The sequence below is a fragment of the Photobacterium sp. DNB23_23_1 genome, from assembly GCF_052873815.1.
Window position 1 is genome coordinate 1 of the sequence record NZ_JBNNXT010000031.1, and the last position, 17,299, is coordinate 17,299.

Sequence of the window (17,299 nt, forward strand, 5' to 3'; positions counted from 1 at the left end):
GGTAGTTCAGTTGGTTAGAATACCGGCCTGTCACGCCGGGGGTCGCGGGTTCGAGTCCCGTCCGCTCCGCCACTACATTGAAGCCTCGTCAGAAATGACGGGGCTTTTTTGTATGTGTTGAATTTAAGCGTTCGCCCTTCGGTCGAATGAGTCCCGGTCGAGTGCGACCCCAGCCGCTCCGCCACTACAACGAAGCCTCGTCAAACAAAAAAAAGCCACTTCTGATTGCTCAGAAGTGGCGTCGTAATGTCGACAAAAGAACGATAATGCTTAAGGCTAGATAAATTCCTTATGCTGTCTCGGCCGCTTTAGCGGGTGCTGGGTTGCGGATTAAGTAATCGAAAGCACCTAAGCTTGCTTTGGCTCCTTCACCCATCGCGATAATGATTTGTTTGTATGGGACTGTTGTTACATCACCCGCTGCAAATACACCCTTCATAGATGTTGCACCGTGTGCGTTAATCTCGATTTCACCACGTGGTGATAGCTCAACGTTAGTCCCTTTCAACCATTCGCTGTTTGGCATAAGGCCGATTTGGACAAATATACCCGCGAGTTCGATTTGCTTCAGTTCATCGGTATTACGGTCTTTGTACTCAAGACCTGTTACTCGGTTACCATCACCCAGAACTTGGGTTGTCTGTGCCATCTTGATGATTTCGATGTTCGGCGTTGCGTTCGCTTTATCAATCAGTACTTGGTCTGCTCGTAGCGTATCAGCAAATTCAAGAACCGTTACGTGCTCAACGATACCGGCTAGGTCGATAGCCGCTTCGATGCCAGAGTTACCGCCACCAATCACGGCTGTTTTCTTGCCTTTGAACAATGGGCCATCGCAGTGTGGGCAGTAAGCGACACCTTTATTACGGTATTCTTGCTCACCAGGAACATTCATCTCGCGCCAGCGCGCACCTGTACTTGTGATGACAGTACGAGCTTTCAATACTGCACCGCTTTCTAGTTCCACATGGATATAACCATCGGTTGTTTCTTCTGCGTCGATGATATTGGCTGCGCGCTGCTCAGTCATTATCTCGACACCGTATTCTTTTACGTGTTCTTCCAGGCTTGCGACCAACTTAGGGCCGGTTGTCGCTTTCACTGAAATAAAGTTCTCGATAGCCATGGTATCCATCACTTGGCCACCAAAACGCTCTGCCACGACACCGGTGCGAATGCCTTTACGGGCTGCGTAGATTGCCGCTGAAGAACCTGCAGGACCGCCACCAACAACGAGAACATCAAACGGCTCTTGCTTGTTTAGGTTTGCCGCTTTCTTTTCTACCGCAGTTGTATCGACTTTATTTAGGATTTCAGCCAGTGACATACGGCCTTGGCCAAATAACTCACCGTTGATAAATACGCTTGGTACCGCCATGATGTCGCGAGATTTTACTTCGTCTTGGAATGCTGCGCCGTCAATCATGGTTGTTTTAATTAGCGGGTTAATAGCAGACATCATGTTGAATGCTTGAACGACTTCTGGACAGTTCTGGCATGACAGTGAAATGAAGATCTCAACGTTCAAGGGTTGGTTAAGTTCTTTGATTTGTTCGATTGTTTCCGCTTCGAGTTTAATTGGGTGACCACCACTATGAAGCAGTGCTAGCACTAGAGAGGTAAACTCGTGTCCCATTGGCAGGCCGGCAAATCCAATTGCTGTGCCTTTTTCTTGGTTCACCACCTGCATGATTGGCTGGCGCGAACTGGCGCTGTCATCACGGGTGACGATAATTTTGTTTGTTAGAGACGCGATATCATCTGCTAAAGCCTGAAGCTTGTTAGCGGTTTCGCTGCCATCAAGGCTAAGTACTAGCTGTACATCGGTTTTTAGGTTTTCTAGGTATGCTTTAAGCTGCTGCTTCATTGCTTGATCTAACATAATCGTGCCTACTCTTAAATTCTGTTTCTTGGTATTGACCAATACCTTCTTGCTTTAAAGGAATATAAAAAGGGGGCGCAAGTCGGCAAACATTTTGTGGGATGGATTGTTTTTGGCTGCGGATAGCTTGTTTGGGGCGGCACGCCCAGCCCTTTAGGAGGTAGGCCAAAGCGTGCCTGTCAAACCGAATAGTGTCCGCTATTCAGTTGATTTTAGATTTTACCAACAAGGTCTAGAGATGGCGCTAGAGTCTCTTCGCCCTCTTTCCATTTTGCTGGGCAAACTTCACCTGGGTTAGCCGCTACGTATTGTGCTGCTTTAACCTTGCGTAGTAGGTCTTCAGCGTCACGACCAATACCTTCAGCAGTGATTTCCATCGCTTGGATAACGCCTTCTGGGTCGATGAGGAAAGTCGCGCGGTCTGCAAGGCCTTGACCTTCACGCATTACGTTGAAGTTGTTGGTGATAGTGCCAGTTTGGTCACCTACCATGAAGTACTCGATAGTACCGATCTTGTCAGATGTATCGTGCCACGCTTTGTGAGAGAAGTGCGTGTCAGTTGATACTGAGTAAACCTCTACGCCACGAGACTGAAGTTCTGCGTACTTTTCTTGCAGGTCAACAAGCTCTGTTGGACATACAAACGTGAAATCTGCTGGGTAGAAGAAGAATACAGCCCACTTACCTTTTACGTCTTGTTCTGTGATTTCTACGAACTCGCCGTTTTTGAATGCTGTTGCCTGGAATGGTTTGATTTCTGAATTGATCATGCTTTAACTCTCTTTCTTATTTATCGTGTTTGACGCTGTCCTGCGTCGATGGAGTTATAATGCAATACCACCGAAAAATTTAGAAATCGGACGTTTCTATTGATTTGATAGGTGAAACCTATCTAATACTAACCGACATAAATATCTGATCAGTCTTGTAGGTTAAAACCGCTGTTCTCTGCGTTAGATATTTTGTAATTAGAGCCACTAGTTACTGCAATATCTGCCTTGATAACAACGATTTTTCCAGTGCAAATACTTGATCAACTACTTATCCAAATTGGTATAAGAAAACAAGCCGTCATAGAAAGAAGCTATTAAAAGTAAACTCGACTTTTAATAGCTTGAGGCTTATTAACGCTTTTTGGCGATGATAGAGAAAAGCCTGAGGACCATAGGACGAGATATAAAAAAGCCAGGCAAAATGCCTGGCTTGAAAGGTAATGGCTATTTTTGCTTACGCAAGTAGCTCTTTAGCTGTTTCAACGACGTTCTCGGTTGTGAAGCCGAACATCTTGAAGAGTTCGCCTGCAGGTGCAGACTCACCGAAGCTTGTCATACCGATGATACGGCCGTCGAAACCAACGTATTTGTACCAGAAATCAGCAATACCGGCTTCGATAGCGATACGTGCTGTCACGTCTGATGGCAGTACCGCCTCACGGTATGCTGCATCTTGCTTGTCGAATGCATCTGTTGCAGGCATAGACACTACGCGTACTTTCTTACCTTCGGCCGTTAGCTCAGCGGCAGCACTTACTGCTAGCTCAACTTCAGAGCCGGTGGCGATAAGGATAAGCTCTGGCTTACCTTCACAATCTTTCAGGATGTAGCCACCCTTAGCGATGTCAGCCACTTGTGCTTCAGAACGCGGCTGCTGGGCTAGGTTCTGGCGTGAGAAGATCAGCGCTGTCGGGCCGTCTTTACGTTCGATAGCCTGTTTCCAAGCCACCGCGGATTCAACCTGATCACATGGACGCCATGTGCTCATGTTTGGTGTCAGACGAAGTGATGCAATCTGCTCAACCGGTTGGTGAGTCGGACCATCTTCACCCAGACCGATAGAATCGTGAGTGTATACCTGGATGTTCTGCACTTTCATCAGTGCGGCCATACGCATTGCGTTACGCGCGTATTCCATGAACATCAGGAAGGTTGCACCGTAAGGTACGAAACCGCCGTGTAGTGCGATACCGTTCATGATCGCGGTCATACCGAATTCACGAACACCGTAGTGGATGTAGTTGCCTGAGAAGTCTTTCGCTTCTAGCGACTTTGAACCAGACCACATTGTTAGGTTTGAAGGTGCAAGGTCAGCAGAGCCGCCCATGAACTCAGGTAGCATCTGGCCGAATGCTTCAAGCGCGTTTTGAGACGCTTTACGTGATGCAATGTTAGCTGGGTTGGCTTGCAGATCAGCGATGATAGCGTTCGCCTTCTCTTCCCACTCAGCAGGCAGATCGCCATTTACGCGGCGTTTGAATTCAGCTGCCAGCTCAGGGTGTGCTGCTTCATAAGCGGCAAGTTTCTCGTTCCACGCTGCTTCCTTAGCTGCGCCTGCTTCTTTCGCATCCCACTCTGAGTAAACTTCCGACGGAATTTCAAAAGGACCGTGCTCCCAGCCTAGTTGTGTACGAGTTGCTGCAATTTCTTCAGCGCCTAATGGTGCACCGTGACAGTCGTGTGTACCTGATTTGTTTGGAGAACCAAAGCCGATCACTGTTTTAGTACAGATAAGCGTTGGACGAGGATCTGCTTTAGCCACTTCAATTGCAGCATTGATTGCTTCTGAATCGTGACCATCTACTGCTGGTATTACGTGCCAGCCGTATGCTTCGAAACGCTTAGGTGTATCATCAGAGAACCAACCTTCAACGTGACCGTCGATAGAGATACCGTTGTCATCCCAGAAGGCGATCAGCTTGCCTAGACCTAGAGTACCAGCAAGAGAACACGCTTCGTGAGAGATCCCTTCCATCAGACAGCCGTCGCCCATGAAGGCGTATGTGTGGTGGTCGACGATGTCGTGGCCGTCACGGTTGAACTGCGCAGCCATGGCTTTCTCTGCCATTGCCATACCCACAGCATTGGTGATGCCTTGGCCTAGTGGGCCAGTTGTTGTTTCAATACCTGGCGCATAACCATATTCTGGGTGGCCTGGTGTTTTTGAGTGAAGTTGACGGAAGTTTTTCAGATCGTTAATTGACAGCTCGTAACCTGTAAGGTGAAGCAGTGAGTAGATCAGCATTGAACCGTGGCCGTTAGACAGCACGAAGCGGTCGCGGTCAGCCCACTCAGGGTTTTGTGGATTGTGGTTCATGTGGCCACGCCACAATACTTCGGCAATATCAGCCATACCCATAGGAGCTCCAGGGTGACCAGAGTTTGCCTGTTGTACACCGTCCATGCTCAGGGCACGGATTGCATTTGCCAACACTTTACGTTCCATATTTGTATCCACTATGAATTTGTTTTAATCGAAAAAGGAAGAAAGCGGCAATTGGCCGCTTTCTAAAATTATATCTGCAGGGTTATAGACGCTCTGCAATCATTGTTTCAAGCTTGCCCTGATCGACAGCGAAGTTACGGATACCTTCTGCCAGTTTCTCAACAGCCATTGGATCTTGGTTGTGATCCCATAGGAACTCAGCATGAGTCATTGCTGCAGGACGTTCTTTAGTGCCGTTAGAGTCGATTAGCTTCTCTACCACTTCACCTTCAGCTGCTTCTAGTTCAGCCAATAATTGAGGGGCGATAGTTAGACGGTCACAACCAGCAAGTTCTAGGATCTCGCCGATGTTACGGAAGCTTGCGCCCATAACCACAGTCTTGTAACCGTGCTCTTTGTAGTAGTTGTAGATGCTAGATACAGAAATAACACCTGGATCTTCTTGAGCGTCGAAGTCACGACCTTCTTTGGCTTTGTACCAGTCCATGATGCGGCCAACAAAAGGAGAAATCAGGTAAACACCGGCTTCGGCACAAGCGCGCGCCTGGGCAAATGAGAATAGAAGAGTCAGGTTACAGTTGATACCTTCTTTTTCCAGTACTTCTGCAGCGCGGATACCTTCCCAGGTAGAAGCTAGTTTGATCAGGATGCGGTCATTCGTAATACCGGCATCGTTGTACATTTTGATTAGCTGACGTGCCTTTTTAATGCTGCCTTCAGTGTCGTAAGAAAGACGCGCATCAACTTCGGTAGAAATACGTCCAGGGACCACATTTAGGATCTCTTTACCAATGCTAACGGCTAGCATGTCACAGGTGTCTTGGATTTGTTGTTTTTTGTTATCACTCTGTGTTTTTGCGTAAGCAATAGATTGTTCGATAAGAGGAGCGTATTCGGCAATTTGAGCCGCTTTAAGGATCAGAGATGGGTTAGTGGTCGCATCTTCTGGCTTGTACTTACTGATAGCTTCAATATCGCCGGTATCAGCAACAACAGTAGTTAGCGCGCGCAGTTGTTCCAGTTTAGTGCTCATAAATATCGACCTTATTCTCGTTGGGCTTTGTTTCAATGCTAGCTAAAATTCCGGCTAGTAAAGTCATAAGTACGTCTTCTTAACCTTTCCTTATCAGACCAAAAACAATGTTGGTGAGCGGATGGATCGATTAAGAACAATTGGTTATTCGATAATTAGCGTTTTGGCATATTTTGTCAATCATAAATCTTCTTAAACCCTGATTTGATCTCAATTTTTACTCGATTTGCGCTTGTTAGGCCGTATTTGTCAGTTTTTAGGGCAATAATCGCAAGTGAGCATGAATTTCCAGCCTGATCATATGATCCGTATGGTGATCATATGGTTAATTGTGGGGCGTTCACTTAACGAAGGACAGTTTTTTCCTCTAGCTGTGATGAGCTGTTGTCCATAAGCAAAACGACGGACCCTTGCTGGTTAAAACAGCTGTTCTCTGCGTTAGATATTTTGTAATTAGAGCCACTAGTTACTGCAATATCTGCCTTGATAACAACGATTTTTCCAGTGCAAATACTTGATCAGCGACTTATCCAGATTGGTATTAATGAAGGCCGAGGTGTGTAAAACCCAAGCGTCTTGACGTCACTTGGGTTATAGGTCTTGATGTGATTAATTACACATTAAAAAAGCGATTCGCCGAAATCTTCAATATCGCCTAGTTGTTGATGTATCTCGTCGATGGTTGCGCTCAGCGCTAACCGCAGTGCCGAGATGTCTTGCTGGCTTGGCCATTGGTTTTGCTTAAGCTGCTTTTCAACGAGCGTGGCGCTTTGTTGTACCTGGGTGGCACTGATGCTGCCTGATACACCTTTAAGTGAGTGGCTGATCAAAATGGCTTGCTCAAAATCCTTTTGCTCTATAGCGTCTTCTAACTGCTCAATATCACTCCCATGTTCAGTTGCAAACATTTTTAGGAATTGGGCTGCTATGGCACTGTCATTATCCATCATATCCAATAATGGGATTAGGTCGATATAGTGGAAATCTGCAGGGTCTAGGTTATCTGCAGAGCTTGGCGATTCTATTAATTCGCTGTCTAGCGGTGAGATATCCTGTGCTAAGGCTTCAACATTATTATCGGTTTCTGTCGTGTCGATGACTGGCACTGCATATTGGTCATGCAGCGATGCCATGCGGGTAATTTTGTGCTTGAAGCGTTGCAGGGCGTCAACCAGTTTTCGTTCGTCCAGCGGCTTGGTGATCATGCATTCCACCCCAGCCTTGAGCATATTGCGCTGGGTTTCGGCAAAGACATCGGCAGTGCAGGCAAATATCGGTGTTTCACTGGCAGGAGGGGGAAGCTGACGGATTCGCTGGGTCGCTTCGATACCATCCATCACGGGCATATGGTTATCCATTAAAATCAGGTCGAAGGCTTGGGTTTCCAGTATTTTCAATGCTTCGGCACCGTTTTCGGCAATGGACGGAATAAAGCCCCTCTGCTTAAGAAAACTTTCAATGATCAGCACATTGAGGTGATTATCCTCGACGATCAGAACCTTGAGCCCTGCAAAAGCTTGACTGTCAAAGGCAATATCATTGCTTTCTTCGGCAGTGAATTGCCCCGGTTGTAATATGACAGAGACATGGAAAGTCGAGCCTACTCCTTGCTCGCTGGAAACAGACACTTGTCCGCGCATTAGTTGCGCCAACTGCTTGACGATACTCAATCCCAACCCTGTACCGCCAAAACGGCGGCTGGTCGATGCCTCGGCTTGGGCAAAAGGGTCGAATATTAGGTTGATGCGTTCGGTAGGGATCCCAATACCGCTATCGCTAATAGCAATGTGGAGGTATTGATCACCACTTGATTCCCCCGTGGTGAGTGATAGTGATACTGAGACCGTGCCTTTTTCGGTGAATTTAATCGCATTGCTGATGAGGTTAAAAAGGATCTGCCGGATCCGCGCCTTATCGGCATAGAACCATTGGCGGCGGTCAAAGTCACACTGGATATCGAACTCGATGCCTTTTTCCTTCGCCAGCGAATAGTAGGTACTCTCGATGGCCCCAACCAGATCGGTAAAGCAGAAGTGGGTGGGATCAAGCTTCAATTGCCCCTGCTCAATCTTGGAGAAATCCAAAATATCGTTAAGCAGAGTCATCATGTGTTTACCTGACTCGAGCAAGGTGCGCATATGTTGCTCTTGCTCCTTGTTGAGCTCAGTTTTTAGCAGTAACTGTGATAAACCCAGCATCCCGTTCATCGGAGTACGGATCTCATGGGATAGATTAGCCAGAAAAGCCGATTTAGCTCTGTCCGCAGATTCTGCCTTGTGCCGTGCTTGGTTTAGGCGTTTGGTATCTCTGGTGATTTTGTCGGCACCTTGATTCAATGCATCGTGCAGGACTTTGAATTCATAGGGGCCTTTGAACTGATTGCTACGTGAGTAATTGCCAAGTTTGAACTGGGCGGCCAACCGGGTCAGCGCCGCAATAGGAACGGTGATGTGCTTGGTTAGCATTAAAGACAGTACGATGACGATACCGGCAGTAAACAGCAGTGTCAGCAGGAAATACTGTTGAAGGTAGTCGATGGTGGCTGTTACCGTGTGCTCGGGAGTGATGGAGGCGAGGTACCAGTTTGCTTGCCCCTCGAGATGGATATTGAGCGGAGCAAGCGTTGTGACCATCGCTTGCCCTTGGCGATTGTTAAAGCTGTGCAGGTCTTTTGAACTCTGACTATCGAGTTGTTGGTTTTGCTGAGCATGCTGAAACTGTTGGCGTATGTATGCCTGGAAATCGTCAAATATCGCTAGGCTCATTCCTTGGTGGCGACCTGAAAGAATGATGTCGGCGTTGTGGTTGATTAGCATGATGTAGTCGCTATTGCTGATCCGCTCGCCCAGGAATGTCAGTTGCGCGTTGAGCTCATCGAGTTGGTAGCGGATCACCAGATAGATTTCGTGTGTTTCATCGGCATGATGTTGGTGGGTCAACGTACTGATGATATACAGGTAGGCAATATCGTTTTGGTATTGCGGTGGCGAGATCAACAGTTTGGCTTTACCGCTTCTCAGCGTGATGAGCTGTTGGGTGATGTCTGCCAGTCCGGCTTGTTCCAGTGTTGTTTCAATGTTTGTTGGCAGCGTATCGGCAGAGCTAGCAACCGCTGTTAATGATTGCTGACTTGCTTCGATTAAGTCAATTTGATTGAAGCTGGGATCAACCTCAGACAACTCCTTGAGATAGTTACTGATAAAGGTTTGGTGTTCTGGATAGTGAGCTTCTCTATGTCCCAAGCTCGGTAGTTCGAAAACAGGCGAGCTGGCGAGTTTGCGGATGCTCAACAAGCGCTGGGCGAGGATATCATCAAGGTTGTGCGCAGCCAATTCGGTGCGGCTGCTTAGCCCTTTGGCTATTTGCTCGGTTGCTACCGTTGTCAGTTTATCGCTGCTGAGCCAGTTATAGATAAAGGCCGGTACAATGCCGATAAACAGCATACTTCCGAGTATAATTGGCTTAATTTTATTGGGTATCATCCGTGAACTTCCATTTCATTGCAGCGTGCCCTTGGGCAATACACTCATACGTTGGTACGAGTGTGATATATCTTCCATGAATTTATCAACAGGTACGTGGAAAGGAAGGGGAGAAATTGGATCTCCCCATCATTATTGGTATTAGCTAAGAAGTTGCTCAAGGGTCAACGGCGTGGCAATCAACCCCATTTGTTGGGCCGGGGTGATGCCGTCTCTATCCTGGCGACATAAATTGTGCCAGGCGCGATAGATATCGAGTAAGGGCAACAGGCCACCCGGTCGCAGCTTACGTCGTGGTTCATTAATGAACTGGGCAAATTGATCTTGGAAGCGCTGCTGGTATTGCGTAATGGTCCTGTGGGTAGCAACCTCCAGCCATTTTCCTTCGTTATCTTTTTCGCCGCCTAAATGGCAGATCCCTTTACTGATGTCGTTTTTCCGGGTGAAAGCCCAGCGGTCCCGCCACCAACCCATTAGCACAATATCAATTCGCCCCGCATGTTGACCATGTTGCCATTCGGGATCGGTCTCGACATAAATTGGGTGTATGGTTTTGTCTTTGATACGATCGCAAAAAATAGAGATACAGGCCGAGCGAAGCAAGGTTTCTTGCGGCATATAAATGGCAAGTTCTTCATTTTGTTCGAGCATTTGTTGCAAGTGCATATAATGTGCATACACGGTGTATTGCGGCCGGATCAAACAACCTTTAGAGGGGTAATTCAACCGAGGCTTGCTCGACAGCGGGTCTTCGAAATTTGGTCGTGCCATGATTTGACGGTATACCGCGTCGATATGGGCAAGTAACCCCTGTGGCATTGTGTTGGGAGCTTCAACAAGTTGTACCGGGGGAGCAGCCATAAACCGTGCCCCGTTACTGTAAGGGTCATGCCATTCGCTACACTCTGCGTGCTCATCGGGTTGGTAATTGATGTCTTGCGCCAATACGTAACCGGACTCAGCTTCACTGCTGGCCACCCAGAGCACACCGTTCCCGCTATTAGGCTGCAGTTCACTGATATCCGAGGCGAGTGCTAACTGTGGTACATGTTTGACCAAGCGAGCATCAAACATAGCCAGTTGGCGGCGACAGCGGCTGGCAATATGCGAGAGCTGATCGTAGAACGATTTGGGGTTCATGTTCAGGCGGCGGCAGATATCCCTGACCGGATAGCCTGTGAATAGCATGGCTAACAATTTTTGCTGGATAAGGTTTTTGCTATTAAAACCCGACCAACGATCGACAAAGGTCGCTTGGCAGCATTTGCAACGGTAGCGCTGGCGATCACCACTAAAACCAAAAGCGTGATAAAGGTGGCGGTGGGTCAGTACCGGCAGTCCAAGGTTTTCACAATCAGGGTTGCTGCAAGCCGGCATGCCGCTGCTTTGTTGTTGCTTGAGGCGTAAGGCTTCTTCCACGACGTCATGGTTATTGATGATAGGAGGGAAAGCTCCGCACTCTTTGCAAACCAACATTGGTTTGTTCGGATTGTTGCGCTGAAGGACATAATGTTGAGGGTCGGTAGAACCAAAATGGATGCAGCTGACGGTTTTACAATGATTGAGTTGGTGACCGTTACAGATTTGGGGAAGTAACGATGCGTCGTTGTCGATGCGGCGTGTATTCATCATGGCAGCCTAACCTTATCCATGGGCTTAAGCAACAAGCGCGTTATGTGTATGTGTTGGCAGGGGAGAGCCCATAAGGGGGTGGTACAGAGCAGGTATCCCCCTGCTCTGTACCATTAGTTTCTACAACGAGCTTTGTCTTGATATCTTCGCCGGCATTCCATCGCGAGTGCCATTCAAATTGTGTAAGACGCCACATTTTACAAAATGTTGAGCTGCTTGATAGCCAAACAAAACAATGCTGTAGAGACTAATAACTCTCACTATCTGTCATACCGATAACATCTGAACAAATGGTATTGGTATGAATGTGAACACTAAGGTGTGGCCGATGAATCGGGGTTACATCGACCACGGTAGGTTCGTTATAGCTTAATGGCCGTTTCCAGAGCAACATTCATCATCTGTGCAAAGGACTTCTGGCGATCTTCTGAGCTTAGTTTCTCTCCACGTTTGATGTGGTCTGAAACTGTCAGGATAGTCAGTGCTTTCGCGCCCAACTCAGCGGCAACACCGTAGATACCCGCTGCTTCCATATCAACGCCTAGCATGCCTAGTTTTTCCATTTTGTCGAACAAGTCGGCTTCTGGGCTGTAGAACAGATCAGCAGAGAAAACATTACCAACACGTACTGGTACGCTCTGTGCGCGAGCTTCATTAACGGCGGTTTCCAATAGGCCGAAATCAGCAATGGCTGCAAAGTCGTGGTCGTTGAAGCGAATACGGTTAACTTTAGAGTCGGTCGACGCGCCCATACCAATGATCACATCCATCAGTTTAACGTCGTCGTGAACAGCCCCACAGCTACCTACGCGGATAATGTTCTTAACACCGAAATCTTTGATTAACTCGTGAACATAGATAGAGCACGATGGAATACCCATACCGTGGCCCATTACAGAAACACGCTGGCCTTTATAAGTACCGGTGTAACCGAACATATTACGAACGTCACAAACAAGTTGAACGTCTTCTAGGTAATTTTCTGCAATGAATTTTGCACGCAGTGGATCGCCTGGCATCAGGACTGTTTCTGCAAAATCACCAAGTTCAGCATTGATATGTGGGGTAGCCATAGTTCACTCCAGGAATGTTGTTTGTACGTTATGTTGTCGCTGTACCGTTTTTAAAAATGTGCGTTTAAGAGAAAAAACGTTCAACGATGCTTTGGTAGGCGACGCCACCAAGGTAAACACCGACGATTCCCATAATGCCAGGTAGCACCGGTGGCGCTGGCAGTGGAAGTTTAATGGCCGAGAAAAATAGACCAACAATTAACCCTGCAAAAACCGCAAGCAGAATCTCATTCATGTGTTTACCCTCTATATTGTTGTGTATTTCGACGTAGTTGGCTGCTCTTTTGGCGCCTTGACTCGCTGTGTCGTTTTGATGGATTAAAGTGTAAGCAAGGATGTGATGTAATCTCGCGATCATGATCACACTTTATTGAGCCGTTAATCAAAAATGAGGTGTTGATTACTAAATCTGTTGAAAAGGTGAGGGGTATCGTTTGCGCAGATGGTAATCGATATCTAGTGGTTGGATTTTGTTTTTGAGTTTAAATGTTTGAAATATATGGGTTTTATTCGTTTTTTGTTGATGTTTTCTATCAATGAAAAACACTGAAACTATGTGAGTAAAAATGTGATGCTGTAATGGATTTCATTGGTGTTGATATCCATTGTGGGAACAAATATACCCACTAAAAAATAAAAGGTGATATCGGTTAAAGGGATTGCCAATTATTCTTATTGAGCGTCGCTGCTGTCGTCGACAATGGCGGAACGGCGAAAGATAGTCTTTCCTTGTTTGATGGTTTCGATAACTTTGATGTCTTTGATAAGCCCGGGAGCTATCGCTGTCGGGTTAGCAGAGAGGATCACGGCATCGGCCTGTTTTCCGGGTACCAGCTCACCTTTACTACCATCTTCAAAAAACTGGAAGGCTGCATGGGTGCTCATCGCCTGTAGGGCTTGCTGAGGGGTTAGGCGCAGCCCACTACCGATGATCTCTCCTTCTGCTGTCACCCGATTGACAGCAGACCACAATGAGAAAACGGTATCAGCAGCCATTGGACCGGGGAAACAAATGTTGCTGGCGGGTAAACTATCCTCTAATGCTTGCTTAATCGGGCTCTGGCCATTGGCACGCCTGAGACCGAGCTTTTCGATATCATCCTCTCCCTGCTGATAAATGTTGCTGGTGTCAAAGCAGCCGATCAATCCCAGCTTGGTATAATGCTGCAACTGGTTATTGCGCATATAGCGAGACATCACAACAACATGGCGTTGATTTTGTTCGGCATTGAGTTTTAGGTCATAGCCAGCTTGGATAATGGCATCGATAGCGGCATCGCCCATGGCATGGATAAAGAGTTGGAGCTCATTTTCGACAACTAATTGGAATACGCTGTAAAAGGTGCTGAAAGGCAACTGTGGTTCACTACGCCAATTCTGTTTAGGTAAGGCCGGGTTTTCTTGGTAAGGGTAAGCCATCCAAGCAGTGTAGTCTGATGCATCACCGTCAAGAGCCAGTGAAAAGCCGGCTACTTTTAGCTTGTTGTTGTACAAGCTAAAGGTGAATTGATCATTATCGACTAAGGCTTCTATTTCACTGACATTGGGAATTGCGATGATATCTAACAGTAGCTCGTTAGCGTTAGCATGCTGAAGCAAGGCCACGAGTTCAGTGCTATTGATACCGATATCGACCAGTGTTGTGATCCCTTGGCTGGCGAATGATAGCTGGGCTTGTTCAATGTCTGCTGTTTGTTCAAGGTGTTTGGAAAACTCACTGTTGCCGGCAAAAAAACCAGGGATCATGGTATTGCCGTCCAAATCGATGACTTCTGTAATATCACCTTGGTGGCGCATGACACCGATGCGGGTACCAATTGCTTGTACTTTACCGTTTTTGAATGAAATCGCAGTGACTTTCTCGGTATGAGCTGACAGGGTAAGGATGGTGCCGTTGATATAGATGGTATCGGCATCCGGTGTATCGTCTGTACTGTCACAGCCACTCAGGACGAGCAAAACCAAGACGCAGAGATATCGCATGATATAGGCTACCCCTCCGGACAGTATGGTGAATGAAAACCTGTTTCATGAGTATAGGCAGAGTTGAGCTACGAGACGGAAAACAACAATAGAATTGGTAATTTGCTGTGATGCAAACTACGCATAATAAGGATGCGGTTAGAATTTTCGAAGGATAGGAACTATGAGAAGACGAGGGTTAGTGGCGACGTTATTATTCTGTGCAGCGCCTGTTTCAGCAGATCTACTGGGCATTTCCGTCGGAGCGACGGTGGGGGGCGCTCGCGTTGAGTATCAGGGCAATGATGATACCAGTGTTGAGTATGGTATTAATGGAGCCTACCATATCAATGATATTTTTAGTGTTAATGCGGGTGTGGTGCAAGGAAGTGTAGACATAGACGCGCCGAACCAGGTGGCAAAAAATGAAATTGACTACACCTCATTCCCGTTAACGCTTCGGGCGGACTTACCCTTGGTGATAGGCAGTGTGTACGGAAAACTCGGTACCAATTACTACGATTATGATGTCAGTCAACCAGGCCAGCCTAGAGAAAGTGAAGATGGGTGGGGGTTTGCCGGTGGTGCTGGGGTCGTTTTTTCCATGCTGCCATTTGTCGACCTTTCATTGAATTATGAATATCGTGATATGGGAGATGTGACCAATAATTCAATCCTATTTGGGGTCAGCGCTGGTCTTTAATATACTCAGTTATCCGCATTCGTATGGGCTGTCAGTGCGGGTTGCCTCCTGTCGTTTTTCTATCCGATGAAATTGTGTCGATATCGGCATTGCAGAGGTATTTACCTCCTATTCAAAACAAGATTCTGATCACCATAATGAAGGGTGTTTTTTGGTATACTGAGGTTAGTCCAGAAAACACCCCCGGAGGTGCCCTATGAGCAACTATGATCATTATCAATCCACAGTTGATCAGGTGTACCGGGCCATTATGCGAAAAGTCGCTAAGCCTTGGCATATCGAATATCTTCCTTCGATGGAAGGTAGCCAGCAAGCACTGAAACTCGTTTCTCCTAAAGGCACTATTTGTCAGCGCCTGACTTTACCCACTTCATCTGCGCAGCAGTGCTGGCCAAATCAAAGTGATGTTAGTCAGCATATTACCGAGTTTGTAGTAAGGGGAGCCGCTCGCCTTGCTCCGCTTCGCCAGAGTGCATTTCGCAATAATTTCCCGTATTGGTTAGAAACATGCCTTCAGCAACTGCACGGCTTGTGTGATGCAAAAGAGAAGTTGGTCGATATGGTCAGCAATGCACGTTTCCCATTCCCAAGCCAAGTCAATATTGAAGGTAACTATTTGCCTTGCTGGGTATGGAACGAAGATCAGGGTTACATGGCGGTATCGGTCGTTGATCGCCGTACCGGACGTTTTACTGGGGTGCGCCATATTGAGTCCCAGCAATTGATAAGCCAAGAACGTTGGCTAGGTGCCCAGGTTATTGATTCGGTAGAAGAGTCTATTGATACTATCGATCACTATGTGAATGAGCTGATTCAATCACAGAAAAAGACTGATTTTGAAGAGCCAAGCCTGGCCGATGCGATTAGCAACCCGTGCGCGGCAACACTTAGTCCTGTGGCCAGTGTCGCATTGACGATGGCTGTGGTTGCTGGTTTCTTTATCACCTTTAAGTGGTTGCTCGGGTTCTGATCCCTTAGTTTCTATCGTTTTGCTAAGCCTGCATTTTTCCCCTTACTATTATGGGGAGAAATGCGGGCTTTTCCGCTGGTGATCGCTTAAGAGTACCTTGGGAATAACGGGGGTTTGGGATAAAATCGTCACCGAATTGATCGGAATAGGATGTAGAGCATGCATAATTTATCATTGCTTTCAGAAGCAGAAAAAAATCGGGTGGAACTGGATAAGCAAGCTTCTTACTCCGTTTGGCAGGTAAAGAATGGCAAGAAAGGCTATGAGGTTTTTGCCGAAGTGACTGGCAATATTGCTGATGACGACGAACGAGAGTTCTTTGAGCAAGCGGTATCGAAATACAAGATCAAAATGGGTGTCGCATAAGCTTCAATCGTGTCATCGCTAGTGGCAAATGGTTACTATGTTTGTCATTTTTATTTATTCAGATCATGATTATAAGGCGCGGTACGCGCCTTTTTTGATTCAGTTTGATATGTTAGCGCACGGTATTATTTTGGCGTTGGCATATTGCTTTTTGGCATGAAGTTGCCCGGAAGAATGTGTAAACGAGCTAGGGAAAAGCCCTTGCTCGGGCAAAAGGAAGACGTAATGAACACAAGCAAGAAGGTTCTTGTTGTTGATGATGACCAGGAAATTCGCGAATTGCTGGATGAATACCTTACCAAAGCAGGGTTTACGGTAATAACGGCTGCAGAAGGGGAGGAAATGAAACGCCGCCTGGCAATGGGGACTCCTGATTTGATCTTGCTGGATGTGATGATGCCGGGTGATGACGGCTTTACCCTGTGCCAATACATCCGAAAAACCTCTGATGTACCTATTATCATGCTCACCGCTGTTTCAGACGAAATGGATCAGATCATTGGGCTTGAGCTGGGGGCTGATGACTATATCGCCAAACCGTTCAGCCCGCGACAGCTGATGGCGCGTATTAAAGCGCTATTGCGACGTGTTAAGCCGACCGAAGCGCAACAGATGCCATCGGTTCCCAAGGCGATCCGGTTTGCCAACTGGCGCTTGGATACCGCTGCCCAGCGTATATATGATTTGGAAAAAGACAAAGATTACGAGCTCAGCGGCAGTGACTTCGCCTTGTTGATGCTGTTTTTGATGCGCCCTAACGAAGTGTTAGACCGCGATACGATTTCCTTTGCGACACGTGGTCGCGAAGCGACGCCATCGGCACGAAGTATTGATGTTCAGTTGAGCCGTTTGCGCCAGCGTTTAGGTGATAAGGGTACCCAGCAGCGGTTGATCAAAACAATCCGTGGCAACGGCTACTCATTCAATGCCGAGGTTACCTACGAGGAATAAACACCCTCGCACAGCTGGTGGTTTTA

13 protein-coding genes are annotated in these 17,299 nt (G+C 47.2%); 4 read left to right on the forward strand and 9 right to left on the reverse strand.

The genetic code is table 11. The features are described from left to right. Positions 1-289: 289 nt before the first annotated feature. From ahpF to ACVA53_RS17550, 9 genes are all read right to left on the reverse strand, one after another. Positions 290-1,882, reverse strand: a complete 1,593-nt coding sequence (ahpF, locus tag ACVA53_RS17510) for an alkyl hydroperoxide reductase subunit F (RefSeq protein WP_255042565.1) — start codon at positions 1,880-1,882, stop codon at positions 290-292. Positions 1,883-2,094: 212 nt separating this feature from the next. Further along, positions 2,095-2,652 (reverse strand): alkyl hydroperoxide reductase subunit C, encoded by a 558-nt coding sequence (gene ahpC, locus ACVA53_RS17515; protein WP_255042566.1) that lies wholly within the window; start codon positions 2,650-2,652, stop codon positions 2,095-2,097. Between the two features lie 457 nt (positions 2,653-3,109). Continuing rightward, positions 3,110-5,101 (reverse strand): transketolase, encoded by a 1,992-nt coding sequence (tkt, locus tag ACVA53_RS17520; protein WP_446505803.1) that lies wholly within the window; start codon positions 5,099-5,101, stop codon positions 3,110-3,112. An 82-nt stretch (positions 5,102-5,183) separates the two neighbouring features. Beyond that, positions 5,184-6,134 carry a transaldolase gene (gene tal, locus ACVA53_RS17525; RefSeq protein WP_255042568.1) on the reverse strand — a complete coding sequence of 317 codons (951 nt, stop codon included), beginning with the start codon at positions 6,132-6,134 and terminating at the stop codon, positions 5,184-5,186. A gap of 620 nt (positions 6,135-6,754) precedes the next feature. Then, entirely contained in the window at positions 6,755-9,616 is a 2,862-nt protein-coding gene (locus ACVA53_RS17530; protein WP_446505804.1) for an ATP-binding protein, read from the reverse strand. Positions 9,617-9,757: 141 nt separating this feature from the next. Further along, the gene (locus tag ACVA53_RS17535) at positions 9,758-11,248 is read right to left on the reverse strand and encodes a transposase (protein ID WP_446505805.1); all 1,491 of its coding nucleotides are present in this window, start codon (positions 11,246-11,248) and stop codon (positions 9,758-9,760) included. Between the two features lie 362 nt (positions 11,249-11,610). After that, a complete protein-coding gene (gene deoD, locus ACVA53_RS17540; RefSeq protein WP_255042571.1) occupies positions 11,611-12,321 on the reverse strand; it encodes a purine-nucleoside phosphorylase in 711 nt (236 codons plus the stop codon). A gap of 64 nt (positions 12,322-12,385) precedes the next feature. After that, positions 12,386-12,556, reverse strand: coding sequence for a XapX domain-containing protein (locus ACVA53_RS17545; protein WP_107351715.1), 171 nt, complete (start codon positions 12,554-12,556; stop codon positions 12,386-12,388). A 437-nt stretch (positions 12,557-12,993) separates the two neighbouring features. After that, on the reverse strand, positions 12,994-14,304 hold the full coding sequence (locus ACVA53_RS17550; protein ID WP_446505806.1) for an amidohydrolase family protein: 1,311 nt from the start codon (positions 14,302-14,304) through the stop codon (positions 12,994-12,996). Positions 14,305-14,467: 163 nt separating this feature from the next. Here ACVA53_RS17550 and ACVA53_RS17555 point away from each other — a divergent pair, with 163 nt between their 5' ends. From ACVA53_RS17555 to ACVA53_RS17570, 4 genes are all read left to right on the forward strand, one after another. Then, complete coding sequence (locus ACVA53_RS17555; RefSeq protein WP_255042573.1) at positions 14,468-14,986, forward strand: porin family protein; 519 nt, start codon at positions 14,468-14,470, stop codon at positions 14,984-14,986. Between the two features lie 196 nt (positions 14,987-15,182). Next, positions 15,183-15,956 carry a hypothetical protein gene (locus ACVA53_RS17560; RefSeq protein WP_255042574.1) on the forward strand — a complete coding sequence of 258 codons (774 nt, stop codon included), beginning with the start codon at positions 15,183-15,185 and terminating at the stop codon, positions 15,954-15,956. Between the two features lie 159 nt (positions 15,957-16,115). Beyond that, entirely contained in the window at positions 16,116-16,322 is a 207-nt protein-coding gene (locus ACVA53_RS17565; protein ID WP_255042575.1) for a DUF3283 family protein, read from the forward strand. Between the two features lie 225 nt (positions 16,323-16,547). Next, complete coding sequence (locus ACVA53_RS17570; protein ID WP_255042577.1) at positions 16,548-17,273, forward strand: response regulator; 726 nt, start codon at positions 16,548-16,550, stop codon at positions 17,271-17,273. Positions 17,274-17,299 lie beyond the last annotated feature (26 nt).